Raw genomic sequence first — 24,997 nt, 5'->3', positions numbered from 1 at the left:
GGCGGGCCTGCTGTTCTAGGCAGGCCCCGCTGCCGCAAGCGCCGCTTCGTACACGGCCAGGTCCGCGTCCGAGAAGGAGCAGAACGTGACCTCCTCCACACTGGCGCTCTCCGCCAGTGCCGACCGGACCGTGGCTACCGCAAGGGGCGCCGCGAGTTCGATCGGATAGCCGTAGATGCCCGTGCTGATCGACGGGAATGCGATGGTCCGGACGCCTTGCTGCCCGGCGATTTCCATCGACTTTCGATAGCACGATGCAAGCAGTTCCGGCTCGCCGTTCGAGCCCCCGCGCCAGACCGGCCCCACGGTGTGAACGATGAACCTGGCCGGCAACCGGTAGCCTTTGGTCAGCTTGGCTTCGCCGGTCTTGCAACCCGCCAGCAGGCGGCATTCATGCAGAAGCTCGGGCCCCGCCGCGCGGTGAATGGCACCGTCGACACCGCCGCCGCCGAGCAGCGACGAATTGGCCGCGTTGACGATGGCGTCGACCTGCAGCTTGGTGATGTCGCCGCGTACGGCGCGAAGCGATGTGTGCATGACCATGTTGCTTCCGTCAATGCCGGAGCATGGACTCCACCGCCACCCTCAGAAGCCTCGGTGCGATGTACTTGCGGTGGGCCGCGGAAATGAGCGCCATGTACACGCGGCCGAACAGGTTTTTGCAAGCGACACGTGTGGACAGAGAAAACTCGACGCGTCCGCCCGGCAGGCAGGCCGCCTCCACGCATGAACGAAACACGAGGTGCCTGTCGTCGGCGCCCAGGATGACCTGGGCAGTACGCCCGTCTTCCGACACCCGGTACGAGTGCACCGGATACCGGCCAGCAAAGACACTGCCTGAAGCCTCCGAGAGAAGCGACGAGACCGGACAGGCGAGCGGCGAAGTGCGGAGCTTGAACGGACGCACGACCAGGTTCCTGAAACCCATGAGAAGCGAAACGCCGTGGTGCCGATGCGCCAGGAAGCTGCCAAGCAGACCGGCGAGCAGCCCGGCAGCATCAGCCTCCGCCGGCACGCCGAGCGCGGCGGTAGGCACGATGGTCGAGAAACGGTCCTGGTGATGAATCGTTCGGTCGTTCAGTTCAGCCCGCAACAATGAATGCGCGGGAAGTTCGCTTTGCTCCAGAACAGCCGCCGGACTTGGCTCGCTGATAAAGCCGGGACGGACGCGAACGCGCGCCAGCATGCCGCGAAGATGGCCGGCCGCCGAGCGGTAGTGCTTGCAGGCGGCCTCCATGAGTCCGCCAGGCCGGTCGCCCAACGACAGTTGGGTGGTCGGTACCTGGCGCCGCTCGACCGGTGACGTCTTCAGCAAATCAATGACCGCCTGGGGCAGCAGTTGCGTGAGAGAAGGGATGTCTCCCTTGTCTTGCAGGACCTGCAGGCGCAACTCGTCGCTGAGCTGCCCCCCGAGCTCATTGGTGTGGGTCGACAGCGCAAAGAATGCGGGGTGGAGCGAACCCGGCTCCAACGGTGCGAACTGATGCCAGGTTTCACCGGAAAAGCGAACGGTGAAGATGCAATCCGGTGGTACATCGACATGTCGGAGTGCACGAACGAAGCTGGCCGGGTCTGCCTCGATCTCTTGCGGTGTCGCGCTCGAAAAGCGCAGTTGCGAGCCGCCGCTTCCCGAGATGGCGGTGAAGACGCGATGGCCCGCATGCCGATGGAAAGGGTGGCCTCCACGGCCGACCCCGAATGAATAAAGAGCGGTTGCATCTCCCCTGGAGAAATCGCTGCCGCCAAGCTTTGCAGAGGGCTCGTCGAGTTCGTCGACAAACCGGCTGTGCGCCCGTTGCCGCGCGAGCGCGTCGTGGAACAGCTGGGTCCCCGAACCGTGGCTCAGGCGGGCAACCAGGCTCACTTCGACGGGTACGCAGTCCGGCCGCGTGGGCAATGCCACGAACGGGAAGGTCGCGGTTCGGCGGGTCACCTGGGTGGCGGGGATCGAAGGCACCGAAAGGGAGGGTGTCATGGAATCGATCCCTCAGTTCTTCTTGAGATTGCCGCCAGCCATGGCTTGCTTTCTGGTCTTTGCCAGCTCGGCGCTTTCCTTCTTGAGCGGACCGCCGACGGGGCAGAACGCCGCGAGGTAGTTGTGCAAAGTGCCGAGCAGGTTGTCGTCGGCCAGGCTGTAGTGAACGAACTGACCGCGTTTTTCGCTCTTTACCAAGCCTGCATGCTCCAGGATCTGCAAATGCTTGGAAAGAGAGGGCTTCGTCATCTCGAAGCGATCGGCAATCTCCCCCGCCGTCAGCGACGTCTCCGAGAGATACGAGAGGATTTTTCGGCGGGGCGTCGAAGCGAGCGCTGCGAAGACGTTTTCTTCTTTCATTGGTGCATTGTATTTAGCTAATTAGCTAAATACAAGCACTCCTGTCGGCTCAACTTTTCTTATCGATAAAACGCCTCGACCCTGCCCTTGAGCTTGATCAGCAGCGGCTTGCCCTTGCGGTCCACCGTCTTGCCCGCGGGCACCTTGATCCAGCCTTCGCTGATGCAGTATTCCTCGACGTCGAGGCGTTCCTTGTCGTTGAAGCGGATGCCGATGTCGTGCTCGAAAACGGCTGCCACATGGTGCGGGCTGCGCGGGTCCGTGGAGAGGTGATCGGGAAGAGGCGGAAGGGAATTGGCTTCGGTCATGGAATAAACGGTTATCTATCTGAAAACTGAACCGCGCAGCTTAACGCCGCTTTTTTGTTGGTTTGGCAGGCGCCTTGGGCGCAAACCCCAGCGAGGCGCGCGCGAGCGCATCGGCCTCGTGGTTGCGGTGCCGCGGCACCCACCGCAGGCTCGCTTCTTCGAACGAGCCGAGCAATGCGCGGGCATCTTCGAACAAGCCGGCCATGCGGGCGATGGGCTTGGCCGCCGGCTCGCCGAGCTGCTCGACGAGGATGCTGTTGTCCGTATAAGCCAGCACCGAGGTCGCGCCCCTGGCCTTCAGTTCCTCGAGCGCGAGGGTCAGCGCCCTCAGCTCGGCTTCGTTGTTGCAGCCGGTGGCATGGCTGGCCAGCGACAGGGTGTGGCGGGTGCCGTCGGGCTCGGTGATGACCGCGCCGGCGCCCATGCGGCCAGGGTTCGGCATGGCGCTTCCGTCGCAATACACGGTCCAGTGGCGAAGTTGCATCGGCTCCGTCGGCTCAGCAGTTGCTGCGCTTGATGCCCGCCAGGTTCTGGCAAGGCCGTTGGCCCGGAGGCGGCCCCTGGTCCTGCGGGCGCGGAGGCCGTGGGCGAATGACCGGGCGGCCACCGTCGTAGTACGGATCGGGCCCCCAGCTGTAGACCGGCGGTGGCTCGGCGGCCACGCGCGGCTCTTCGACGTTGCGCGGAATGATGGCGGGGCCCTGCGGCACATTGCTGACGGGGGGCTGCGGCAACGCCGCGCTCGGCGGCGGCGTGTAGGCCGGGCGGCGCGCTTCTTCCGACGAAGCAGGCGGTACCACCGTCAGCGGCTCGGAAATGGGCACCTGGCGCGAGAGCTTGCTCCCGGGCGGGCACTGGCCGTTCGTGTAGACGATGCCGCCACTGGCGTCGGTGCAGCGAACCACGTCCGCGGCATGGGCGCCCATGGCCGCGGCAGCAAAGACCGAAATGAAAAGAACCGTTGTGCGCATCATGCGACCCTCGTTGTTCGCTGCCGAAGTCTTTTGCAGCGTTTCCCCTTGGCAGCATTCTGGCCCGAACTCGGGACTTGCGGCAGCACCCCTGCGGCCTTCAAAGCAAGACGCGCAGGCGCGCCGGGCCTTGCTCCATGCGGCCGACCACCGCGGCATGCGCGAAGCCTTCGTTCCGGAAAACCTGCAGCACGGCGTCGGCCGAGTCGGCAGCGCAGCTCACGAGCAGCCCGCCCGATGTTTGCGGGTCGCTCAGCAGTGCCTGCGCCGTGGCGGGCAGGCCGTCCGCAAGCTCGATGTCCGCGCCGTACCCGGCCCAGTTGCGGCCGGAGGCCCCGGTCACGAAACCATCCGCCACCATCTCGGCCACGCCGTCCAGCAGCGGCACGCGCGGCCACTCGATGGTGGCCGTGAGCTTCGCGCCGCGCGCAAGTTCCAGCGCATGGCCGGCCAGCCCGAAGCCGGTGACATCGGTCAGCGCGTGCACGCCCGGCATGGTGGCCAGCGCAATGCCCGGCGTGTTGAGCCGCGTGGTGTTCTCGATGAGCTGCCGGTAGCCCGCGAGCGAGAGCTTTTCTTTCTTGAGCGCGGCCGAGAGCACGCCCACGCCCAGCGGTTTGCCGAGCACCAGCACATCGCCCGCGCGCGCCTCGGCGTTGCGCTTGACGTGGGCCGGATCGACCAGGCCCATCACCACGAGCCCGTAGATCGGCTCGACCGAATCGATGGTGTGGCCACCGGCAATCGGAATGCCGGCCGCGCGGCACACGTCCTGCCCGCCGCGCACGATGTCGCCGATGACTTCCACCGGCAACTGGTTGACCGGCATGGCCACCAGCGCCAGCGCCATGATCGGCTTGCCGCCCATCGCGTAGACGTCGCTGATGGCGTTGGTGGCTGCAATGCGGCCGAACTCGTACGGATCGTCGACGATCGGCATGAAGAAGTCGGTGGTCGCGATCAGCGCCTGCTTGTCGTTCAGGCGGTACACGGCCGCGTCGTCGGCGGTTTCGATGCCCACCATCAGCTCGGGCGGAATCAGCCCGCCGCCGCTGTTCTTCAGAATTTCAGAGAGCACGCCGGGCGCGATCTTGCAGCCGCACCCGCCGCCGTGCGAGAAGCTGGTGAGCCGCAGCGGTGCCAGCGGATTGAGCACGGAAAGCGGGGAAATCGTCGGGGTGTCGGTCATGGGGGCAATTCGGATCGGGCAGTTGCCCATTATCGAAGCCAGGCCCAAAACGGCGCCGCGACGCGGGTTTCTACAATCGAAGGTTGTCCCTCTTTCCCTCTTCCCAGCGCCACGCCGCGCCACCTATGAAAACCCTCCTTCGCATCGCCCTTGCACTTTCGCTGTCCGCCTTCGCCCTGGGTGCCTCGGCACAGGACAAGGTGCTGCGCGTGTCCGCCATTCCCGACGAAGCGCCCACCGAGTTGCAGCGCAAGTTCACGCCGCTGGGCGACTACCTGAAGAAGGAAACCGGCATGGACGTGCAGTTCACGCCCGTGACCGACTACGCCGCGGTGGTCGAAGGCCTGGCCACGAACAAGATCGACCTGGCGTGGCTCGGCGGCTTCACCTTCGTGCAGGCCCGCATTCGCACCAACGGCGGCGCGGTGCCGATCGTGCAGCGCGCCGAAGACGAGGTGTTCACCAGCAAGTTCATCGTGCCGCAGGACAGCACCGCCAAGACGCTGGCCGACCTGAAGGGCAAGACCTTCGCGTTCGGTGCGCCTTCGTCCACCTCGGGCAGCCTGATGCCGCGTTATTTCCTGATGCAGGCCGGCATCGATCCTGAAAAGGACTTCAAGACGGTGGCTTTTTCCGGTGCGCACGATGCCACCGTGGCTTTCGTGGCCGCCTCGCGCGCCGAAGCCGGCGTGCTGAACGCGTCGGTGTGGGAGAAGCTGGTCGAAAGCAAGAACCCGAACGCCGCCAAGGTGCGCGTGCTGGCCACCACCCCCACCTATTACGACTACAACTGGACGGTGCGCCCCGGCCTCGACCCGGCACTGACGAAGAAGCTCACCGAAGCCTTCCTCAAGCTGGACCCGGCCAACCCCGCCATGAAGGACATCATGAACCTGCAGCGCGCGAGCAAGTTCATTGCAACCAAGTCGTCGAACTACGACGGCATCGAAGCTGCCGCCAAGGCGGCGGGCCTGGTCAAGTGAAGCCGTTGCGGCGCGCCACAGGAGCCGTCGCGTGAGTTTTTCGCTCGACAAAGTCGGGCTGGTTCACCCGAACGGCCATCGCGCGCTGCAAGGCGTGTCGTTCGCCGCGCGCGCCGGCGACCGGGTGGCCGTGATCGGGCCCTCGGGCGCGGGCAAGACCACGCTGCTGCGTGTGCTCGGCGCCGCGCTGCGGCCCGGCGAAGGCACGGTGCAGCTGCTCGGCGAAGCGCCATGGCGGCTGGCCGCGCCGGCATTGCGCCGGCTGCGATCGCGCATCGGCACCGTGCACCAGAGCCCTCCGATTGCGCCGCGCCTGCGCGTGGTCACCGCCGTGCTCTCGGGCCGGCTCGGCCAATGGACCGCGATGCGCGCGCTGGCCTCGCTGCTGCGCCCCTCGGACCTCGAGGGCGCGCACGAGGTGCTGTCGCGCCTCTCGCTCGAAGACCGGTTGTTCGACCGCTGCGACCGCCTCTCCGGCGGCCAGCTGCAGCGCGTGGGCATTGCGCGCGTGCTCTACCAGCGGCCCGCGCTGATGCTGGCCGACGAGCCGGTGTCCGCGCTCGACCCGACGCTGGCCGATGCCACGCTGCAGCAGCTGGTGGCCCAGAGCGAATCCACCGGCGCCACCCTCGTGGCCTCCTTGCATGCGGTCGACCTGGCGCTGCGCTGGTTTCCGCGCATCGTGGGCATGCGCGACGGACAGGTGGTGTTCGACGAGCCCGTGGGCAATGTGACCGAGTCGATGCTCACCGCGCTTTATGCGAGCGAAGGCGGACTGCCGATGCAGGCACGGGAACGGCCTCTCGACATCGCATCCGGGGCGCTCGCTCCGGGCGCCGTGAACGCCATCGAACGGCCGGACTGCCTGTGAGCACCGCGCAGCCTTTGCCGCCGCATACGCCGCCCGCGCTGCGCGACCCTTTGGCGCGGCGCCGCCTGGTGTGGCTATTGGCCGCGCTCATCATTGCGTGGCCCATGCTGCAGCTGTCGGGCTTTGCGCCCTCGGCCCTGTTCGCGCCCGGCAACCTGCAGGTGATCGGCGGTTTCCTGGCCGGCTTTCTGCCGCCCGAAACCGCACCGGACTTTCTCGCGATGCTGGGCAAGGCCACGCTGGAGACGCTGGCGATGGCCACTGCGGGCACAGCGCTGGCGTTCGTCATCGGCGCGCCGCTGGCTTTCGTGACCACGCGCGCACTCTCTGTGTCGCGCATCGGGCCCGGCCCGGGCCGTGCGCGGGCCGGCATGGTGCGGCAGGCCGGGCGCTCCGTGCTGATGGTGCTGCGCGCCATTCCCGAAATCGTCTGGGCGCTGGTCTTCGTGCGCGCGCTGGGCCTGGGCCCCGCAGCCGGCGTGCTGGCGCTCGCCATCACCTATGGCGGCATGCTCGGCAAGGTGTACGCCGAGGTGCTCGAATCGACCGACACGCGGCCCGCCCGCGCGTTGTTGGAAAGCGGCAGCGGCCGCTTGGCCGCGCTGGTGTACGGCCTGTTGCCCAACTGCGCGCAGGAGCTCATCTCGTACACGGTGTACCGGTGGGAATGCGCCGTCAGGGCTTCCGTCGTGATGGGCTTCGTGGGCGCGGGCGGCCTGGGCCAGCTCATGGACCAGTCGATGAAGATGCTCAACGGCGGCGAAGCCAGCAGCATCCTGCTGGTGTTCCTGGTGCTGGTGTTGCTCGCCGATGCGCTGAGCAATGCATTGCGGCGGTTGCTGGCATGACGAACAGCACCGCGCAATTTTCCCAGCCGCCGCGCTGCATCCGCTGCTGGATGGCATCGGCACTGGTGCTGGCGGCCGTGGTGGCGAGCTTCGCCTACCTGGCCATCGACTACCGCGCGCTGTTCACAGCGGAGTCGATAGGCTTCATGGGCAAGTTCATCGCCGAGTTCTTTCCGCCCGATTTGTCGAGCGCCTTTCTTGCCAAGACGGCGTGGGGCGCACTGCAAACCCTGGCCGTGTCGGCGCTCGGCACGCTGCTGGCGGCCGCGGGCGCTGCCGCGCTGGCATTGCCGGCCTCGGGCAGGTCAGGCCTGCTGGTACGGCAGGGCTGCCGTTTTGTCCTCAACTTTCTGCGCAGCGTGCCCGAGCTGGTGTGGGCCGCGCTCATGGTGCTGGCCGCGGGCATCGGCCCGTTTGCCGGCGCGCTGGCACTCGCACTGCACACCACGGGCGTGCTGGGCCGCCTGTTCGCCGAAAGCCTGGAGAACGCGCCGCGCGAGCCCGAGCAGGCGCTGGCGCTCAGCGGCGCCGGCGCGGCGGTGGCCTTCGGCTACGGCAGCCTGCCGCTCGTGCTGCCGCAATGGGTGGCCTATGCGCTGTATCGTTGGGAAATGAACATCCGGATGGCCGCGGTGCTGGGCTTCGTCGGCGGCGGCGGCCTGGGGCAGCTTCTCTATTTTCACTTGTCGATCTTTCAACAGCAGCAGGCCATGACCGTATTGATTGCAATGTTCGTTCTGGTGGCCCTTGTCGACCTGGCAAGCGGGCGGCTGCGGCGCAACCTGGGGCATGCCCATGCGTGAACACGACAACCCGCGCCACCAGCCCACGCGCGTGGCCGACCTGCACCGGTTCGACACCGTCATCGATGCGCGCTCGCCTTCCGAGTTCGCGCTCGACCATATTCCCGGCGCCATCAACTGCCCGGTGCTCGACGACGAAGAGCGCCGTATCGTCGGCACCATCTACAAGCAGACCGGCGCCTTTGAAGCCCGCCGCGTCGGCGGCGCCATGGTGGCCGCCAACCTCGCGCGGCACCTGCGCGAACGCTTTGCCGAGCAGCCCGCCAACTGGCGACCGCTCGTGTATTGCTGGCGCGGAGGGCTGCGCAGCGGCTCGATGGTGACCTGGCTGCGCCTGGTCGGCTGGGACGCGCAGCAGCTCGCCGGCGGCTACAAGAGCTTTCGCCATCATGTGCTGGCGCAGATCGAGGCCACGGTGCCGAAGCTTCGGCTCAAGGTGATCTGCGGCGCCACCGGCAGCGCCAAGACCCGCGTGCTGCAGGCGCTGGCCGCGCGCGGCGAACAGGTGCTCGACCTGGAACATTGCGCAAGCCACAAGGGCTCGCTGCTGGGCGCCCTGCCCGGCGTGCCGCAGCCCTCGCAAAAGCAGTTCGAGACGCGCATTGCCACCTGCTTCGATGCGCTCGATCTCTCGCGCACGCTGTATGTGGAAGGCGAAAGCGCGCGCATCGGCCGGCTCTCGGTGCCCATCCCCCTTGTCGCGCACATGCGTACCGCCGCATGCATCGAGATCCAGGCGGATGCCGCCGCCCGGCTCGACTACCTGCTGCGCGACTACGCCTACCTGGGCGACGACCGCGAAGCCCTTGCGGGCCAGCTCGACAGGCTGAAGGAGATGCAGGGCAAGGCGGTGGTGCAGAGGTGGCAGGAATGGGCGCTCCAGGGCGACCTGCCGCCGCTCTTTGCCGAACTGATGGCGCTTCATTACGATCCGCACTACGAGCGCTCGCAGGCGCGCCATTTCGAGAAGTGGCCGCTGCGCCAGCAGGTGGCGGCGCCGGACCTTACAGACAAAGGCATCGAAGCCGTGGCGGACGCTATCCTGCAGCTGAACGCCGCCGGGTGAGCTTTCCGAACAAAGCGCCCACGCCGATGGGATCGCTGAACTGCTGGCGGCGCAAAACATCGCGCCGTACTCGAAGACTGGGACACCATGACGGGGCGTCTGCGAATAGCTCTGCCGGTGCGGGACAATAATTTCTCTTCGCTGAAACGCAAAACAACCCATGACCGATACCACCGACTTCTTCCTCGCCAGCGTCGAGCCCCACATCCGGACTGAAGGGCGCATGCTGTTCGAAATCGACGGTCGTCGTCTTGATATCAACCTGCAGCATCCGCATGAGCGTGCCTACGCGGCCAAGCTGTTGTTCAAGGCCAAACACCCTCAATCGGACGTCGACGCATTTCTTTTGCAGCGCTTCGTGCGACCTGGAGACGCAGTTCTCGATGCAGGAGCGAACATCGGATTTACGGCCATCGAAATGCTGCAAGCCGGTGCTCGAACGGTCTTGGCGGTAGAGCCGGTACCTTCGATCTGTCAACGGCTCAGGTCCATTGAAGGACGGGGGGTGCGCGCCATCAATCGCGCCATCTCCAGCAACATCGGCAACGCTCCGTTGATCCTATCGACACTGCACAACCAGGGGTCCAGCCTCAAAAAAGAGATCACCGAGGTCTTTCCGACTGTTTTTGGGGAAACTCATCAGACGGTCGAAGTCCAGTTGACGACGATCGATCTTCTTACGGAAACCTTCGGCCACCTCGATGTCTGGAAGCTGGACGTCGAGGGCGCGGAAGCCGACGCGTTGCGCGGCGCGAAGCACACATTGAGCACGAATCCGCCGCGCGTGATCATCGCTGAGCTATACGACCGCTTCTATGACGAATTTCATCAGCTCGTGCTTCCGACGCACCCGTTTGCATACCGTGCATTCATTACCCGCGAGGGTTACGAGCTGGTTCTGAAAGACCCGTCGACACAGCCCACCGACGAGATGCATCACACGAGCCCGATGTACGTTTTTCTGGCAGAGTCGGCCACAAACACCGGCACCACAAGTGCGGAGTCCAAGTCGAGCTGGCTTCGAAGGCGACTAGAAAGCGTCTTGAAGGCGTCGTCCTGATCCAATGCAACCAAGAAGGCACGCTCCATGACACTCGAATGGCGCCACACGCTCGAAGCCCTCGACTGGGAAGAACTCTCGCGGCTCTACCAGGCCGCGCCGCTGGGCAACAAGCAGCCCGACGGCTTGAAGCTCGTGTTCTCCAACAGCATGTTCAAGTGCTTCGTGTATGACGACGGCCGCCTTGTGGGCGCGGGGCGCGCGGTGGCCGACGGGCTCGACTGCTCCTACATCTGCGATGTGGCCGTGCACCCCGGCCATCAGGGCATCGGCCTCGGCAGGGAAATCGTCTCGCGGCTCATGGAGTTCTCGAGGGGGCACCGCAAGATCATTCTTTACGCAGTGGCCGGCAAGGAGCCCTTCTACGAAAAGTTCGGCTTCAGGCGCATGAAGACCGCGATGGCCGTCTTCGAGAATCAGGCACAGGCCTTCGAGCGCGGCCTGATCGAATGAACATCCACTTCGTCTGGCGCACATGAACCATTCCGTCGTTCCCACCGAAGAGTGCCACTTCCAGAGCCTGTACAAGGCGCTCGACGTGGTGGCGCGCGAGCAGAAGTACCTCGCGCTTACGCAGGCGCCGCCATGGGAGCAATCGCTTGCCCACTACCGCAACGTGCTGGCCGCGGGCTTCCCCCATTTCGTGGCTGTCGATGGCAACGACAAGGTCGTGGGCTGGTGCGACATATCGCCGCTTGTTGGCCAATCGCGGGCCCACATCGGCGTGCTGGGCCTCGCCCTGATGCCCGAGATGCGCGGCCAGGGATTCGGCGCGAAGCTGCTGCAGGCGGCCATCGACAAGTCGTGGGCGCGCGGGCTGACCCGCATCGAACTCGCCGTTCGCGTGGACAACCTGAAAGCGACGAGGCTGTACGAGCAATTCGGTTTCGAACACGAAGGCTTCATCCGCCGCGCCAGCCTGATCGACGGCATCTACTACGACGCCCACACGATGGCGCTGCTTCGCTAGACTGGCGCCATTCCCTGCCGAATGGAGTTCCCATGTGCAGAAGCATCAAGACCCTCTACAACTTCGAGCCTCCCGCCACCGAGCAGGAGATCCGCGCCGCGGCGCTGCAGTTCGTGCGCAAGCTCAGCGGCTTCAGCGTGCCCTCCAAGGCCAACCAGGAAGCCTTCGAGCGCGCAGTCGATGAAGTGGCCGCGACGGCTGCGCGCCTGATCGACTCGCTGGTCACCACCGCCGAGCCGCGCGACCGCGACATCGAGGCCGAACGGGCCAAGGCCAGGTCGGCCGCGCGCTTCGGCGCCTAACGCAACAACAACCTCAGGAGACTCTTCATGCCCGTTGAACTCTGGCTCGCCTTCGTCGCCGCATCGGCCGTGCTGCTGATCATTCCCGGCCCGACCATCCTCACGGTGATCAGCTACTCCATGTCGCATGGCCGGCGCGCCAATGTGCCGCTGGTTGCGGCCGTGGCGCTGGGCGATTCGACGGCGCTGGTGGTTTCGCTGCTCGGCCTTGGCGCGCTGCTGGCCACCTCGGCGTTCTGGTTCACGGTGGTGAAGTGGGCGGGCGGCCTGTACCTGCTGTACCTCGGCATCAAGCTGCTGCGCGCGGGCATCACGTCGGCCGAAATCGCGGCGCCGGCCGCGCCCGATTCGCGCTGGAGGCTGTTCGCCAACACCTACCTGGTGACGGCGCTGAACCCCAAGGGCATCGTGTTCTTCGTGGCGTTCTTGCCGCAGTTTTTGAGCCCTGCGGCCGACATGACGCGCCAGCTGTGGGTGCTGGCGGTCACGTTCGTGGCGATGGCGGCGCTCAATGCCACGCTCTACGCCGTGTTTGCGGGATCGGCCCGCAAGCTGCTTTCTTCGCCGCGCGCACAGCGGCGCTTCAATCTTGCGGGCGGTTCGCTGTTGAGCGCGGCAGGCGTGTGGGCGTTGCTCGCGCGCCGGCCTGCCTGAGCTGCGCTTCGGCGCAGGTCAACGGTACGGATTGTTCGGCCTGCGGTCGTAGCGGTTCGGCACCCCGTCGCCGTCGCGATCGCGGTCGTAGCGGTTCGGTACGCCGTCGCGGTCCCGATCTCCGTAGCCGTAGCCAGGGCGCGGCGCCGGACGGTCATAGGGCGCAACGACGCAGCCAGCCAGAACAGCCGATGCGGCAAGCAGAAGAGCCAATGTCTTTTTCATGATTTCTCCTTGGAGTTTTGGAAAGCGGCTTGCCTCCGCAAGCCGACGTCTGCATTGAAGGCCACCTCCGTCTCGGCTCCGTATCCCGAATGAGGCTCGGGCGTGAAGTTCGTTACCGGATGTGGATCTGCGCTGTGAACTTTGGGGGTAATTTCTCCCCGGGGGAGGCGGCGGCGCGCCCGTCTCGAAGTAGGTGCAGTTCCCGTGGACGCATCGCCGAGAATGGCGCGGCCACGCCATCGATATCCGCCCCGCCTTCAAACCCCTCATGCATCGCCCGCCATTCATTGCCAGCCGCAGCGCCCTTTTTGTCGCTGCATTGATCGTGGCGGCCTGCGCGCGGCCGGCGCTTGCGCTTGCCGCCGGCGTCGTGAGCTTCAACGAGGTGAAGCGCGAGTTCCGTTCTTCCGACACCGCGGTGCTCGACCGCAACGGCGAGCTGCTGCAGCGCGTGCGCACCGACGCCACCGTGCGGCGCGGCCAGTGGATTGCGCTGGCCGACGTTTCGCCCGCGCTGCGCATGGCCATGGTGCTGAGCGAAGACCGGCGCTTCTACGAGCACAGCGGCATCGACTGGCGCGCGGTGTCGTCCGCCGCGTGGGCCAACCTGTGGAACACGCGCACCCGCGGCGCGTCGACCATCACGATGCAGCTTTCGGGCCTGCTGGACGAAGACCTGCGCCGCGCCAACAGCGGGCGCACCTTCACGCAGAAGATCGGCCAGACCGTGGCGGCCACGCAGCTGGAGCGCAACTGGCGCAAGGACCAGATCCTCGAGGCCTACCTCAACACTGTGCCGTTCCGCGGCGAGATCGTGGGCATCGACGCGCTTTCGCGCACGCTGTTCGGCAAGGCCCCGAGCGGCCTCGACGCACGCGAGGCCAGCGTGGCCGCCGCACTGGTGCGGGCACCCAATGCCAAGCCCGCGGCGGTGGCGCAGCGCGCCTGCGAGGTCATGCGCGCAATGGAGCCGGGTCAAAAAATCGATTGCGATGCGCTCGACATGTTCACCAGTGCGGCCGTGCAGCGGCGGGCGTTCGATGCGAACGAAGGCATTGCGCCGCATGCGGCGCGGCGTGTGCTGCGAGAGCTGCGCGAAGCTGGTGACAAAGAGACTGACGTGCGAACCAGCCTGCGCGCCCCGCTGCAGCGCTTTGCGCTCGATGCGCTGCAACGCCACCTGAAGGAGCTGCGCGGGCGGCACGTGGAAGACGGCGCGCTCGTGGTGCTCGACAACGCGAGCGGCGAGGTGCTCGCGTGGGTCGGTTCATCGGGCACGCTGAGCCAGGCGGCCGAGGTCGACGCCGTGACCGCGCTGCGGCAGCCCGGCTCCACGCTCAAGCCGCTGCTCTATGCACAGGCCATTGCCGAGCGGCGGCTCACCGCGGCGTCGCTGATCGACGATTCGTCGGCGCAGATCAACACCGCGAGCGGGCTCTACATTCCGCAGAACTACGACCGCCAGTTCAAGGGACCGGTGTCGGCGCGCACGGCGCTTGCCGCCTCGCTCAACGTGCCGGCCGTGCGCACGCTGGTGATGGTGTCGCCCGAATCTTTTGCGCGGCAGCTGCGCACGGCCGGCCTGCCGCTGCGCGAAAGCGGCGACTACTACGGCTACAGCCTCGCGCTGGGGAGCGCCGAGGTGTCGCTGCTGTCGCTCACCAATGCCTATCGCATGCTGGCCAACGAAGGGCGCTACGGGCCGATCGCACTGACAGTGCGCGTGCCCGCTCCGCCACCGGCCTCGTCAGCAGCAAAAGCCAAGGCCGCCGACAACACCGCCACAGCGCCCGTCCTCGACCCCGCTGCGGCCTTCATCGTCGGCGACATCCTGTCGGACGCGAACGCACGCACGCGCACCTTCGGGCTCGACAGCATTCTTTCGACGCGCTTCTGGACCGCGGTGAAAACCGGTACCAGCAAGGACATGCGCGACAACTGGGCCGTGGGCTGGTCGCAGCGCTACACGGTGGGCGTGTGGGTCGGCAACGCGAGCGGCGCGTCGATGTGGGACGTGAGCGGCACCAGCGGCGCGGCACCCGTGTGGGCCGAGGTGATGCGCTTCCTGCACGCACGCGAACCGAGCCGCGCGCCCAAGCCGCCCGCCGGCCTGGTCGAGGCGCGCGTGGCGTTCGGGCCCGGTGCGGACGGCAATCCGCTCGAGGCGGCACGCAGCGAATGGTTCCTGCAGGGCACGGAGCAACCGCTTTTTGCGCTCGACACGAGTGCATCCGGCACGCCGGGCACGTCCGGCGGATTGGCGGATACCGCGCCCGCACGCATCACCGCGCCGGCCGACGGCACCATCATCGCGCTGGACCCCGACATTCCGCCGCTGCACCAGCGCGTGCGCTTCGAGTCCGAAGGCCGCGGCGTGCAATGGCGCATCGACGGCAAGCACTTTGCGCGCGGCAACAGCGCGCAATGGCTGCCCTGGCCCGGTCGCCACGTGATCGAGCTCGTCGACGCGACGGGCAAGGTGGTCGACCAACGCAAGCTCGAAGTGCGCGGCGCCGGCGTGGTCACGAAAAGCGCTCGCCGATGAGGCCGGCCATCGGCGCGGCATGGACTCCGCGGCTCTGGTGGTGGTTGAGCCTGTGCGTGGCTGCGCTGCTCGCGTGGCCCTTGCCGGCGCAAGCCAAGCCTGTGCCCGTGCCGCCGATGCAGTCGCGCGTGGTCGATTTGACGAAGACGCTGAAGCCCTCCGAAGCCGAGGCCCTGCGGCAGCAGATCGCATCCATCGAGAACGAAAGCCAGGCACAGCTCGCGGTACTGATCGTGCCGACCACCGGAGAGGATTCGATCGAGCAATACGCCACGCGCGTCTTCGCCGCCTGGAAGCTGGGCCGCGAGCAAGTAGACGACGGCATGCTGCTGCTGGTGGCGCTGAAAGACCGCCGCATGCGCATCGAGGTGGGAACGGGTCTTGAAAGCAGCGTCACGGACATACAGGCCGCCCGCATCATCGACGAGCAGATGACGCCAGCCTTTCGCAAGGGCGACTTCGCGGGGGGCATCGAGGCCGCGCTGCAAGCGCTGTCGCAGCGGGTCGGCACGCAGCCTTCCATGATGATCGCGGGGCCGGACACGCTGGAGGACGAGCAGCAGGCCATGCAAGCGCCGGAAGAGCCGGAAGAGCAGGACGAAAGCGGCCCCACCGGGATGGGCCGCGTGACGCCGGCGGGCTGGGCCGTCTTCGGCGTACTGCTCTGGAGCGTCGGCGTGGGGGTCTGGCACAACTGGCGGTCCGGCAGGCAGAAGCGCAAGCGCGCGGCCGCTGCGGCTCCGGATTCGTTCTCGTACGCGCATTCCCACTGGAAGCTGTCGCTCGGCATGCTCGCAGCGGCTCCGCTGGCGGCAGCCGGCGCGTTGCGCGAACCTGTGATGCTCTTCATGCTTCCGGCGATGCCCGTACCGCTCGGCTTCGCGCTGGGCATGGCATGCGCCCGCTCGCGTTCCGCACGCCGCATCACCGCCGCCGCGGTACTGCTGATCGTGCTGCTCGTCGTGGTGGCCCGCAGGGTGGAAGCGGATGTGCTGCTCCAGGGCGCCATGTATCTGCTCGCCGCCGTGATCGGCCTTGCGTTCGCCTCGGGCGTGGCGTTCGGCATGCGCAACGCCTGGCGCGTAAGCATCGCCAGCTTCGGGCTGCGTCTTCTCTTCGTGCTCGGCGCCCTGGCCGTGATGGGCGTGACGGCCTTCGAGGGCGTTCCGGCGGACGCGATATGGATGCCGCTCACATTGGTGGCCGTGGTGACATCGGCCTTTGCCTTTCTCCCGCTCGCCTTCGGCAATGGGAACGGCACGGGCCGCACCCGCTACAGCGAAAGCTCGAGCGACAGCGGCTGGAGCAGCAGCAGCAGAAGTTCCTCCAGCAGCTCGTCTTCTTCCTCGTCGTCTTCTTCATCTTCATCTTCGTCCGGCGGCTCCAGCAGCGGCGGCGGCGCATCCGGCAGCTGGTAGCTCGCCAATCACCCTGCTCGCGACTGCGACTTGCGCAACGAGCGAAAATTCATCCAATGATTCAATGAATAGGTCTTTCTGACTCACATGCTGGCCCAAGCACCCCGAACCTCCCTGGCCGACAGCGCCGCGAACAGCATCCGCGCCGAAATCGCGGCCGGCCGCTGGGCTGTCGGTTCGCGCATTCCCATCGAACCGCAGCTCGCCCAGTTGCTCGGCGTGAGCCGCGGCACGGTGCGCGAGGCTGTGAAAACGCTGGTCTCGCGCGGCCTGCTGGAAGTGCAGCAGGGCTCCGGCACCTATGTGCGCTCGGGCTTCGACCCCTCGGTCAGTTTGCAGAAGATGCGGCGCGCCAGCCTGCGCGACCAGTTCGAGGTGCGCCGCGCGCTCGAGGTCGAGGCCGCGCGGCTGGCCGCCGTGCGCCACACCGCCAAGGACCTGCGCAACCTCAAGACCCTGCTCGAAAAGCGTGGCGTACCCGACGCAAGCGACGCCGGTGCGGGCTTCATCGAACGCGACCTGGCTTTTCACCTGGCCATCGTCGACATCTCGGGCAACCTGGCGTTGGCCGAAACCTGCCGCTTCATTGCCGGCTACATCAAGGAAACCATCGCGAGCACCATGGGCACCAGCCTGCCGGAGCCCGACCACGCCGCGCACCAGGCCATCGTCGACGCCATTGCAAGCCGCAGCCCCGACCGCGCCGCGGAGGCGGTTCGCGCTTTCATGTCGCCGATGATCGACACGCTGTCGCAGGGCGCGCCATGAAGAAGCAAGCTCGCTCCCGCCTGGCGGGAAGGCGCATGGCGCCAAGGGTGCACCCATGAGCGCGGTGCCGTTCTCTACCAACCGCGCCGCCGGCGAACTGCTGATCGACGCCGAGGCGGATAGCATGCCCGCGCCGCATCCCACGCCGGCGCCGGGCTTGGCCCGCCGCATCCTGCTGGGCGCCAGCGTGGTGCTGATTGCCTTCAACCTGCGGCCGGTGTTCGCCAGCCTGTCGGTGATGCTGCCCGAAATCATGGCGGCCACCGGCCTTTCCGCCACCGCCGCGAGCCTGCTGACCACGCTGCCCATCGTGTGCCTCGGCGTGTTCGCGCCGCTGGCGCCGGGCCTGGGCCGGCGCTTCGGCACCGAGCGCACGCTGCTCGCCTGCATGATGCTCATCCTGGTCGGCACGGTGCTGCGCGGCACCGGCAACATCCCGCTGCTGTTCGTGGCTTCGGCCATTGCGGGCAGCGGCATTGCGGTGTCGAACGTGCTGCTCTCCGGCCTGGTGAAGCGCGACTTCGCCGGGCAGGCGGCGCTGATGATGGGCCTCTACACCATGGCGGTGTGCGGCGGCGCGGCCAGCGCGGCGGGGCTCACGGTGCCGCTTGAACATGCGCTGGGCGGCGGCTGGACTTCCGCGCTTGCCATGTGGGCGGTGCCGGCCCTCGTGGTCACGCTGATCTGGGCGCCGCAGGCCCTGCCGCTGAAGCCGGTGGCGAGCGAGTCGGGCTTTACCGTGCGCGGGCTGTGGCGCGACCGCTTGGCCTGGCAGGTCACGTTCTTCATGGGGCTGCAGTCGGCTCTTGCGTACATCGTGATGGGCTGGCTCGCGCCGATCCTGCGCGAGCGCGGGCTCGGCGGTGAAACCGCCGGCTATGTCGTGTCGCTGGCGGTCATGACGCAGGTGGTGACCTGCCTGGTCGTTCCCGCGGTGGCGGTGAGGCTTCGCAACCAGCGCGGGCTGGCGGTGGTGCTGGCCATCGTCACCGTGGCCGCCATGCTGGCGATGCTGTTCGCGCCGCTCGGCGGCGTGTGGCTGTGGGCCGTGCTGCTGGGCATTGCGCAGGGCGGCACCTTTGCGCTCGCGCTCACGTTCATGGTTCTGCGCTCGCCCGATTCGCACGTGGCGGCGCACCTCTCCGGCATGGCGCAGGGCGTGGGCTACGTCGTGGCCGCCTGCGGCCCGCTGGTTGCCGGCCTGCTGCATGGCTGGACCGGGAGCTTCCGCGCATCGTCGTGGCTCTTCATCGGGCTGGGCATTGCGCTGGTGATGGCGGGCCTTGGCGCGGGACGCACGATGCATGTGGGCGCGGTAACGGTTCCCCGGCGCTGAGGGAACGGGTCCGGCGACCTGCCTGCTACTTCAGGTAGCTCTCAGCCAACATCGCCCAGTAGGCTGCGCCGATCGGCAGGTTGCTGTCGTTGAAGTCGTAGCCCGGGTTGTGCACCATGCAACCGCCGTGCTCGCCCGTCGCGCCGTTGCCGATGAAAAGATAGCAGCCGGGTTTCTTCTCGAGCATGAACGCGAAGTCTTCGCTGCCGGTGACCGCCGGGCCTTGGGGCTCGACATGCTCCGCGCCCACCAGTTCGTAGCCGATGCGGCGTGCGAACTCGGTTTCTTCGGGTGTGTTCACCAGCACCGCGTAGCCCTTGCGGTAGTCGACCTGGGCCTTCACGCCAAAGCTTTCGGCCTGCGCCGTGACGATGGCCTTGAGGCGCTTTTCGAGCAGCTCGCGCACTTCGCGGTTGAGCGAACGGACGCTGACCTCCAGCACCGCCGTTTCGGGAATCACGTTGTTGGCCTTGCCCGAGTGAATGGCGCCCACGGTAACGATCGCCATCTCTTGCGGGTCGGCGTTGCGCGAGACGATGGTCTGCAGCGCCATCACGATGCTCGAAGCGGCGACGATCGGGTCGGCCGTGCGGTGCGGCATGGCGCCGTGGCCGCCCACACCGGTGAGCGTGACGGTGGCGTAGTCCGATGAGGCCATGGCCGCGCCTTCGCGAAACACCAGGTTGCCCTGGCGGCGCCCCGGGGAGTTATGCATCGCGTAGACCGCATCGCACGGGTATTTTTCGAACAGGCCGTCTTCCATCATCTTCACGGCACCGCCCATGCCCTCTTCGGCCGGCTGGAAGATCAGGTTGAGCGTGCCCGAAAACTCGCCGTGCTGCGCCAGGTATTTGGCTGCGCCGAGCAGCATCGCGGTGTGGCCGTCGTGGCCGCAGGCGTGCATGATCCCGGGCCGACCGCTGCGGTAGGCCAGGCCTGTTTTCTCCTCGATGGGCAATGCGTCCATGTCGGCGCGGATGCCGATGGCGCGCGTTCCGCTGCCGCGCTTCAGGCGACCCACGAGCCCCGTCACGCCGAGGCCGCGCTCCACTTCGTAGCCCCAGGCGGCGAGGCGCTCGGCCACCAGGTCGCTGGTGCCGAATTCCTCGAAGCCAAGCTCGGGGTTCTGGTGGATCTGCTGGCGCACCGTGACGAATTCGGCGGCGTTCTTTCTCATGTACTCGAGGTAGTGCTGGGCGCTTTGCGGCATCGTGGTCTCGTGTTCCGGATGGGTGGTGGATGTGACGGAAGCTCTGCTCAGGGCTGCAGCGCCATCGTGGCGGGCAACCGGGTCCATGGCAGGTCGGCCGGGTCGGCGGCCATCGGACCGGACGCCTTGGCCACGAGGATGTGGCTTGCAATGGGCGCGAAGTCGGCTCGAAAGTGCACCGAGCTCTTGTTGACCAGCACCTTCATCGCCTCCGGCTCGATGCCCAGGTAGCGGAAGAACTCGCGGTCGAGCATCTGGCTCTTGCCGCTGGCCACGGCAATGCGCACGCCGTCGATCTCCAGGCAGGCGCTCTGGCCGAGCGACACCACACCGCCGCGCGACATCGGCCCCTTGCCGTGCACCTGCCCGTCGCTGAGCGCGCGCACGGTGAAGAGGCCTTGCACGGGCGCATCGCTGAAACGGCCGCCCCACGTCGGCACCGAGGTGCCGAGCGCGATGCGGATCTGCGCGCCGACGCCGGCCTCGTGCGCGGCCGCGGCCGCAATGGGATCGAACATCAGCCCCAGCGCGACCTGCCCCGGGTAACGCTTGCCCGCGCCCTCGGCCAGCAGCGCATGCAGCATTCCGGTGGTGTTGCTGTCGGCACCGGCGCCGGGGTTGTCCTGCGTGTCTGCGATGACCACCGGCTTGCCCGCGTCCGCCGCCAGCGCCATGGCTTGCGCAACCGCCGCGCGCGGCTCCAGCACGTCGAGCCGCCATTGAGAGCGCGGCTGGTCGATGCGCTCGTACAGCGTGGCCACGGCCGCGCCGGCATCGTCGCCATAGCCCCACACGACCGGGCCGCACTCGGCGATGTCGGCGGCGGGGAAGCCGGTGGCAAAGCTCAGCACTGCATCGTGCCTGGCGTCGAGTTCCCCGAGCAGCCGGTACACGGATGCGGCCGGCTCGATCATGGTCGACTGCACGTTGAGCGGCAGCAGGAAGCTGAGCCGCCGCGCATGCAGCGGCTCGCGCGAGCCGCGCGCGATGCGGCGTTCCAGCAGTTCGGCGGCGAGCCTGCCCGTGTCGGCCATGTCGACATGCGGATAGGTGCGGTAGGTGGCCAGCGCATCGGCCTCGGCCAGCATCCGGCCCGTGATGTTGCCGTGCAGGTCCAGGCTCGCGACGATCGGCACGCCGGGCCCCACGAGCATGCGGATGCGCGCGATCAGTTCGCCTTCAGGGTCTTCGAGGTGCTCGGTCACGGCCGCGCCGTGCAGGTCGAGATAGACCGCGTCGATGCCGCCGTCGGCCAATGCAGCGGCCAGGTCTTCAGTGATGGCGGCCGAGATGCGCTCGAACGCATCCTCCGTCACATGCGCCGAGGGCGTGGCACCGGCCCAGGCCGAAGGCACCAGCGACCAGCCCTTCTCGCGCGCGGCGTCGATGAAGCCGCCGACGGGAATGTTCCTTCCCGCGTAGGCCTCGACGATCGCGGCGCCGCGCCGGTACGGCGGGAAGGTTGACCCCGCGTTGAAAGCGGCCCAGTCCGCCTTGCTCGGCGCGAAGGTGTTGGTTTCGTGCTGGAAACCGGCGATGAAGACTTTCATGGGATCCTTTTTTCTTGATCGTGGGAATGAAAAGGTTTCAGCTGCGTGCAAAAGCAAAGTCGCGACCCGGCGCCGCCGCCAGCAGTTTGCGCGTGTAGTCGTGGCGCGGCGCAAAGAACACGTCGCGCACCGAGCCGCGCTCCACGATTTCGCCCTGGCTCATGACAAGCACGCTGTCGCAGATCTGGCTGGCCACACGCAGATCGTGGGTAATGAAGAGAATGCCGATCTTCAGCCGCTGCTGGATTTCGTCGAGCAGGCGAAGGATCTGCGCCTGCACCGAAACGTCGAGTGCAGAAACGGCCTCGTCGGCAATCAGCACCTTGGGATCGCAGGCCAGCGCGCGCGCAATCGAGATGCGCTGGCGCTGCCCGCCCGAAAATTCGCTGGGGTAGCGGCGAAGCGCATCGGGCGAAAGGCGCACGAGGCGCATCAGCTCTTCGGCGCGTGCCCAGGCCTGCTCGCGGGGCATGCCGAAGTTGACCGGGCCTTCGACAATCGAGGCGCCCACGGTCTGCCGCGGGTTCAGCGAACGGTACGGATCCTGAAAAATCACCTGCACCGTGCGCCGGAACGGCGACAGCGCGCGGCCCTTGACATGCGCCACCGAGCGGCCGTCGGCAAAGATGTCTCCCGAGCTCGGATCGATCAGCCGCGCGATGCAACGCGCCACCGTCGACTTGCCCGAGCCCGATTCGCCGACGATGCCCACGGTTTCGCCGGGCCGCACCTCGAGCGACACATCGCGCGCCGCATTCACCGTGCGGCGCTTGCCGGGCCAGCTGCCCGTGATGTAGGTCTTGCAGATGTTCACCGCGTTGAGCAGGGGATAGGTGTCCACCACCGGTGGCCGCTGCGGCGGCGAGAGCTCGGGCACCGCGTCGAGCAGCATCCGGGTGTAGGGCTCGCGCGGGGCCGTGAGCACCGCCATCTTGTCGCCCTTCTCGATCATGGCGCCCAGCTCCAGCACCACCACTTCATCGGCAATTTCCGCCACCACGCCGAAGTCGTGCGTGATGAAGAGCACAGCCGTGCCGTTCTCGGTTTGCAGCTCGAGAATGAGCCGCAATATCTCGGCCTGCGTGGTCACGTCGAGCGCGGTGGTCGGCTCGTCGCAGATCAGCAGCACGGGCTTCAGGATGAGCGCCATCGCAATCACGATGCGCTGGCGCTGTCCGCCCGAGAGCTGGTGCGGATACGAAGCGTAGATGCGCTCGGGCTCGGGCAGCCGGACCCGCGCCATGATGGCCATGATCTTTTTCCGCCGCTCGGCCGAGCCCATCTGCACGTGCTGAGCCAGCATTTCGTCGATCTGCGCACCGCAGGTCATTACGGGGTTGAGCGCGGTCATGGGCTCCTGGAACACCATGGCCATCGACGGCCCGCGCAGCTGGCGCAGGCGGGCGGGCGTTGCGGCCAGCAGGTTCTCGCCCTGCAGTTCGATGGCGCCGCGCACCGGCACCAGGGCCGAAGGCAGCAGCCCCATCACCGCATTGGCGATGACCGACTTGCCCGAGCCCGACTCGCCGAGCAGGCAGACGATCTTGCCGGGCGGCACGTCGAAGGAAATCTTGTCGACCGCATGCGGCCGGTCACCGCCGCGCGGAAGCGAAATGGCAAGGTCGCGAACGGAAAGAACAGGTGCTTGCGTCATGTTCAGCCCCCGCGCTTGTTGAACTTGGGGTCGAGCGTGTCGCGCAGCCCGTCGCCGAGGATATTGACCGCCAGCACCGTGAGCGCCAGGAAGATACCGGGGAACAGCACGTTGTGCGGGAACTGGTTGAACTGCGCCCTGCCCTCGGCCATGATGTTGCCCCAGGTGGCCATGTCGGCCGGCAGCCCGACGCCGAGGAACGACAGGATGGCTTCGACAAGAATCGCCGAGGCGCACACATAGGTCGCCTGAATGATGAGCGGCGCAATGGCGTTCGGCAGGATGTGGCGCACAAGAATCTTCCACGTCGGCGTGTCCAGCGCAATGGCCGCTTCCACATAGGGCTCTTCGCGCACGGTGAGCACCACCGAGCGCACGAGGCGCGCCACACGCGGAATCTCGGGCACCGCAATGGCCACCACCACCGTCAGCAGCTTGCCGCCGAACAGCGCCACCAGGCTGATCGCGAACAGAATGCCGGGGATGGCCATGACGCCGTCCATCAACCGCATGATCGCGCTGTCGAGCCGGCGGAAGTAGCCGCCCAGCAAGCCGACGAGCATGCCGAACACCACCGCCAGCACGGCCACCGACACGCCCACGGTGAGCGACACGCGCGCACCGTAGAGCGTGCGGCTCCAGATGTCGCGGCCCAGGCTGTCGGTGCCCATGACGAACAGGTGCTCGAAGGTGTCGCCCGCCAGGCTGTTGAATTCGCCGCGCGTGCCGGGCAGGAGATTGCCGCTGCCGGGGTCGATGGCGGTCGGGTCGATGGTGCCGAGCCATGGCGCAGCGAGCGAGATGAGCACCAGCAGCATCAGCACGCCGCCGCCGGCGCGCACCGACCAGTCGGCCAGGATGCGTTTGAGGAGCGACCGGCGCCTGGGCGGCGGCAGCGGTTCAGCGAGAGCGTCGCCTGAAAGCATGGGAGTGGCAAGTGAATCGGTCATCGTGTTTTGTTCCGTTCTTGCGCCTCAATAGCGGATACGGGGGTCGAACACCAGGTAGCTCAGGTCGATCAGCAGGTTGACGAGCACATAGACGACTGAAAAGAACAGCGTGATGCCCTGTATCAGCGGAAAGTCGCGCGACAGCACCGCATCCACCGTGAGCTGCCCGAGGCCCGGAATGGCGAACACGGTTTCGGTAACCACCACGCCTCCAATCAGGAGTGCAATGCCGATCCCGATCACCGTGACGATGGGAATTGCCGCGTTGGCGAGCGCATGCCGCATGAGCACCCGCTTTTCCGAGATGCCCTTGGCGCGCGCGGTGCGAATGTAGTCTTCGGTCATGGCCTCGGCCACGGCCGCGCGCGTGACGCGCGCGATCAGCGCCACGTAGATGATCGACAGCGTGATCGAAGGCAGGATGAGGTGCTTGATCCAGAGCAGCGGCCCTTGGCTCAGCCGCTGGTAGCCTTGCACCGGCAGCCACTGCAGGTGCAGCGCAAAGATCCAGATGAGCACATAGCCGATCACGAAGGCCGGTATGGAAAAGCCCATGACCGAAAAGCCCATCAGCATGCGGTCGAGCCAGCCGCCGTGCCGCCAGGCGGCAATAACTCCCAGCGGCACCGCGACGAGGATGGTGACCACCAGCGTCACCGCCGCGAGCGACACCGTCGGCTCGATGCGCTGGCCGATGAGTTCCACCACCGTTTTCTTCATGAAGTAGGACTCGCCCAGGTTGCCTTGCAGCAACCGGCCGCTCCAGTGCAGAAACTGCACGGGGAGCGATTCGTTCAGCCCCAGCTGCTCGCGCACCTTCGCGATGTTTTCGCTGGTGCCGCTGTCGCCCACGATGGCGGCAGCCGGATCGCCGGGCGCCAGCCGGAGCATGAGAAACACGATCAGCGCGACGATGACAAGCACCGGCACGGTCGACAGGATGCGGCGCGCAAGAAAGATCAGCATGGGTTTTGCGAAGGA

27 protein-coding genes are annotated in these 24,997 nt (G+C 66.9%); 14 read left to right on the top strand and 13 right to left on the bottom strand.

Annotated elements, in window-relative coordinates; translation table 11 throughout:
• Nucleotides 1–15: 15 nt before the first annotated feature.
• The 7 genes from ABIC94_RS16470 to selD all read right to left on the bottom strand — a co-directional run bounded on the left by ABIC94_RS16470 (nt 16) and on the right by selD (nt 4,803).
• Nucleotides 16–537 carry an O-acetyl-ADP-ribose deacetylase gene (locus ABIC94_RS16470; RefSeq protein WP_354374076.1) on the bottom strand — a complete coding sequence of 174 codons (522 nt, stop codon included), beginning with the start codon at nt 535–537 and terminating at the stop codon, nt 16–18.
• Nucleotides 538–553: 16 nt separating this feature from the next.
• A complete protein-coding gene (locus ABIC94_RS16465) occupies nt 554–1,975 on the bottom strand; it encodes a DUF2867 domain-containing protein (protein WP_354374075.1) in 1,422 nt (473 codons plus the stop codon).
• 12 nt (nt 1,976–1,987) lie between these two features.
• Nucleotides 1,988–2,335 carry a metalloregulator ArsR/SmtB family transcription factor gene (locus ABIC94_RS16460; protein WP_354374074.1) on the bottom strand — a complete coding sequence of 116 codons (348 nt, stop codon included), beginning with the start codon at nt 2,333–2,335 and terminating at the stop codon, nt 1,988–1,990.
• Nucleotides 2,336–2,394: 59 nt separating this feature from the next.
• Nucleotides 2,395–2,643, bottom strand: coding sequence for a DUF3297 family protein (locus ABIC94_RS16455; RefSeq protein ID WP_021006088.1), 249 nt, complete (start codon nt 2,641–2,643; stop codon nt 2,395–2,397).
• A 40-nt stretch (nt 2,644–2,683) separates the two neighbouring features.
• Nucleotides 2,684–3,127: a ribonuclease HI family protein gene (locus ABIC94_RS16450; RefSeq protein WP_354374073.1), complete on the bottom strand. Its 444-nt coding sequence runs from the start codon at nt 3,125–3,127 to the stop codon at nt 2,684–2,686.
• Between the two features lie 13 nt (nt 3,128–3,140).
• Nucleotides 3,141–3,617: a hypothetical protein gene (locus tag ABIC94_RS16445; RefSeq protein WP_354374072.1), complete on the bottom strand. Its 477-nt coding sequence runs from the start codon at nt 3,615–3,617 to the stop codon at nt 3,141–3,143.
• Nucleotides 3,618–3,714: 97 nt separating this feature from the next.
• Nucleotides 3,715–4,803 (bottom strand): selenide, water dikinase SelD, encoded by a 1,089-nt coding sequence (selD, locus tag ABIC94_RS16440; protein WP_354374071.1) that lies wholly within the window; start codon nt 4,801–4,803, stop codon nt 3,715–3,717.
• A 125-nt stretch (nt 4,804–4,928) separates the two neighbouring features.
• On the opposite strand from selD, the gene ABIC94_RS16435 reads away from it, so the two are divergent.
• From ABIC94_RS16435 to ABIC94_RS16390, 10 genes are all read left to right on the top strand, one after another.
• Nucleotides 4,929–5,786: a putative selenate ABC transporter substrate-binding protein gene (locus tag ABIC94_RS16435; RefSeq protein WP_354374070.1), complete on the top strand. Its 858-nt coding sequence runs from the start codon at nt 4,929–4,931 to the stop codon at nt 5,784–5,786.
• A 31-nt stretch (nt 5,787–5,817) separates the two neighbouring features.
• A complete protein-coding gene (locus tag ABIC94_RS16430; protein ID WP_354374069.1) occupies nt 5,818–6,657 on the top strand; it encodes a phosphonate ABC transporter ATP-binding protein in 840 nt (279 codons plus the stop codon).
• Nucleotides 6,654–7,505 carry a PhnE/PtxC family ABC transporter permease gene (locus tag ABIC94_RS16425; protein ID WP_354374068.1) on the top strand — a complete coding sequence of 284 codons (852 nt, stop codon included), beginning with the start codon at nt 6,654–6,656 and terminating at the stop codon, nt 7,503–7,505. Before ABIC94_RS16430 ends, ABIC94_RS16425 begins: the two co-directional genes overlap by 4 nt.
• The gene (phnE, locus tag ABIC94_RS16420; RefSeq protein ID WP_354374067.1) at nt 7,502–8,308 is read left to right on the top strand and encodes a phosphonate ABC transporter, permease protein PhnE; all 807 of its coding nucleotides are present in this window, start codon (nt 7,502–7,504) and stop codon (nt 8,306–8,308) included. The genes ABIC94_RS16425 and phnE overlap by 4 nt, the downstream gene beginning before the upstream one ends.
• On the top strand, nt 8,295–9,374 hold the full coding sequence (mnmH, locus tag ABIC94_RS16415) for a tRNA 2-selenouridine(34) synthase MnmH (protein ID WP_354374066.1): 1,080 nt from the start codon (nt 8,295–8,297) through the stop codon (nt 9,372–9,374). The genes phnE and mnmH overlap by 14 nt, the downstream gene beginning before the upstream one ends.
• A gap of 160 nt (nt 9,375–9,534) precedes the next feature.
• Nucleotides 9,535–10,434 (top strand): FkbM family methyltransferase, encoded by a 900-nt coding sequence (locus tag ABIC94_RS16410; protein ID WP_354374065.1) that lies wholly within the window; start codon nt 9,535–9,537, stop codon nt 10,432–10,434.
• 27 nt (nt 10,435–10,461) lie between these two features.
• Nucleotides 10,462–10,887, top strand: a complete 426-nt coding sequence (locus tag ABIC94_RS16405) for a GNAT family N-acetyltransferase (protein ID WP_354374064.1) — start codon at nt 10,462–10,464, stop codon at nt 10,885–10,887.
• Nucleotides 10,888–10,909: 22 nt separating this feature from the next.
• On the top strand, nt 10,910–11,404 hold the full coding sequence (locus ABIC94_RS16400; protein WP_354374063.1) for a GNAT family N-acetyltransferase: 495 nt from the start codon (nt 10,910–10,912) through the stop codon (nt 11,402–11,404).
• Nucleotides 11,405–11,436: 32 nt separating this feature from the next.
• Nucleotides 11,437–11,706 carry a DUF2277 domain-containing protein gene (locus ABIC94_RS16395; protein WP_354374062.1) on the top strand — a complete coding sequence of 90 codons (270 nt, stop codon included), beginning with the start codon at nt 11,437–11,439 and terminating at the stop codon, nt 11,704–11,706.
• 27 nt (nt 11,707–11,733) lie between these two features.
• Nucleotides 11,734–12,360, top strand: coding sequence for a LysE family translocator (locus ABIC94_RS16390; protein ID WP_354374061.1), 627 nt, complete (start codon nt 11,734–11,736; stop codon nt 12,358–12,360).
• 18 nt (nt 12,361–12,378) lie between these two features.
• Here the strand turns inward: ABIC94_RS16390 and ABIC94_RS16385 are convergent, their stop codons facing one another.
• Nucleotides 12,379–12,585: a hypothetical protein gene (locus ABIC94_RS16385; RefSeq protein ID WP_354374060.1), complete on the bottom strand. Its 207-nt coding sequence runs from the start codon at nt 12,583–12,585 to the stop codon at nt 12,379–12,381.
• A 268-nt stretch (nt 12,586–12,853) separates the two neighbouring features.
• Here ABIC94_RS16385 and pbpC point away from each other — a divergent pair, with 268 nt between their 5' ends.
• The 4 genes from pbpC to ABIC94_RS16365 all read left to right on the top strand — a co-directional run bounded on the left by pbpC (nt 12,854) and on the right by ABIC94_RS16365 (nt 18,652).
• Nucleotides 12,854–15,130, top strand: a complete 2,277-nt coding sequence (pbpC, locus tag ABIC94_RS16380; protein ID WP_354374059.1) for a penicillin-binding protein 1C — start codon at nt 12,854–12,856, stop codon at nt 15,128–15,130.
• Nucleotides 15,127–16,548 carry a TPM domain-containing protein gene (locus tag ABIC94_RS16375; protein ID WP_354374058.1) on the top strand — a complete coding sequence of 474 codons (1,422 nt, stop codon included), beginning with the start codon at nt 15,127–15,129 and terminating at the stop codon, nt 16,546–16,548. Before pbpC ends, ABIC94_RS16375 begins: the two co-directional genes overlap by 4 nt.
• 87 nt (nt 16,549–16,635) lie before the next feature.
• Complete coding sequence (locus ABIC94_RS16370; protein WP_354374057.1) at nt 16,636–17,316, top strand: FadR/GntR family transcriptional regulator; 681 nt, start codon at nt 16,636–16,638, stop codon at nt 17,314–17,316.
• Nucleotides 17,317–17,371: 55 nt separating this feature from the next.
• A complete protein-coding gene (locus tag ABIC94_RS16365; protein WP_354374056.1) occupies nt 17,372–18,652 on the top strand; it encodes a CynX/NimT family MFS transporter in 1,281 nt (426 codons plus the stop codon).
• 25 nt (nt 18,653–18,677) lie between these two features.
• Here the strand turns inward: ABIC94_RS16365 and ABIC94_RS16360 are convergent, their stop codons facing one another.
• From ABIC94_RS16360 to ABIC94_RS16340, 5 genes are read right to left on the bottom strand one after another with little or no spacing between them, the layout of a single operon-like run.
• Nucleotides 18,678–19,862 carry a M20 aminoacylase family protein gene (locus ABIC94_RS16360; RefSeq protein ID WP_354374055.1) on the bottom strand — a complete coding sequence of 395 codons (1,185 nt, stop codon included), beginning with the start codon at nt 19,860–19,862 and terminating at the stop codon, nt 18,678–18,680.
• Nucleotides 19,863–19,909: 47 nt separating this feature from the next.
• Nucleotides 19,910–21,412 carry a M81 family metallopeptidase gene (locus ABIC94_RS16355; protein WP_354374054.1) on the bottom strand — a complete coding sequence of 501 codons (1,503 nt, stop codon included), beginning with the start codon at nt 21,410–21,412 and terminating at the stop codon, nt 19,910–19,912.
• A gap of 37 nt (nt 21,413–21,449) precedes the next feature.
• A complete protein-coding gene (locus tag ABIC94_RS16350) occupies nt 21,450–23,066 on the bottom strand; it encodes an ABC transporter ATP-binding protein (protein ID WP_354374053.1) in 1,617 nt (538 codons plus the stop codon).
• Nucleotides 23,067–23,068: 2 nt separating this feature from the next.
• Nucleotides 23,069–24,016, bottom strand: coding sequence for an ABC transporter permease (locus ABIC94_RS16345; protein WP_436318030.1), 948 nt, complete (start codon nt 24,014–24,016; stop codon nt 23,069–23,071).
• Between the two features lie 24 nt (nt 24,017–24,040).
• Nucleotides 24,041–24,982 (bottom strand): ABC transporter permease, encoded by a 942-nt coding sequence (locus ABIC94_RS16340; protein ID WP_354374052.1) that lies wholly within the window; start codon nt 24,980–24,982, stop codon nt 24,041–24,043.
• Nucleotides 24,983–24,997: the final 15 nt, after the last annotated feature.

Source organism: Variovorax paradoxus (assembly GCF_040544635.1).
GTDB classification, from domain to species: domain Bacteria; phylum Pseudomonadota; class Gammaproteobacteria; order Burkholderiales; family Burkholderiaceae_C; genus Variovorax; species Variovorax paradoxus_R.
The sequence above is the reverse complement of the archived record's forward strand: the minus strand, read 5'-3'. Positions and strand labels throughout refer to the sequence as shown.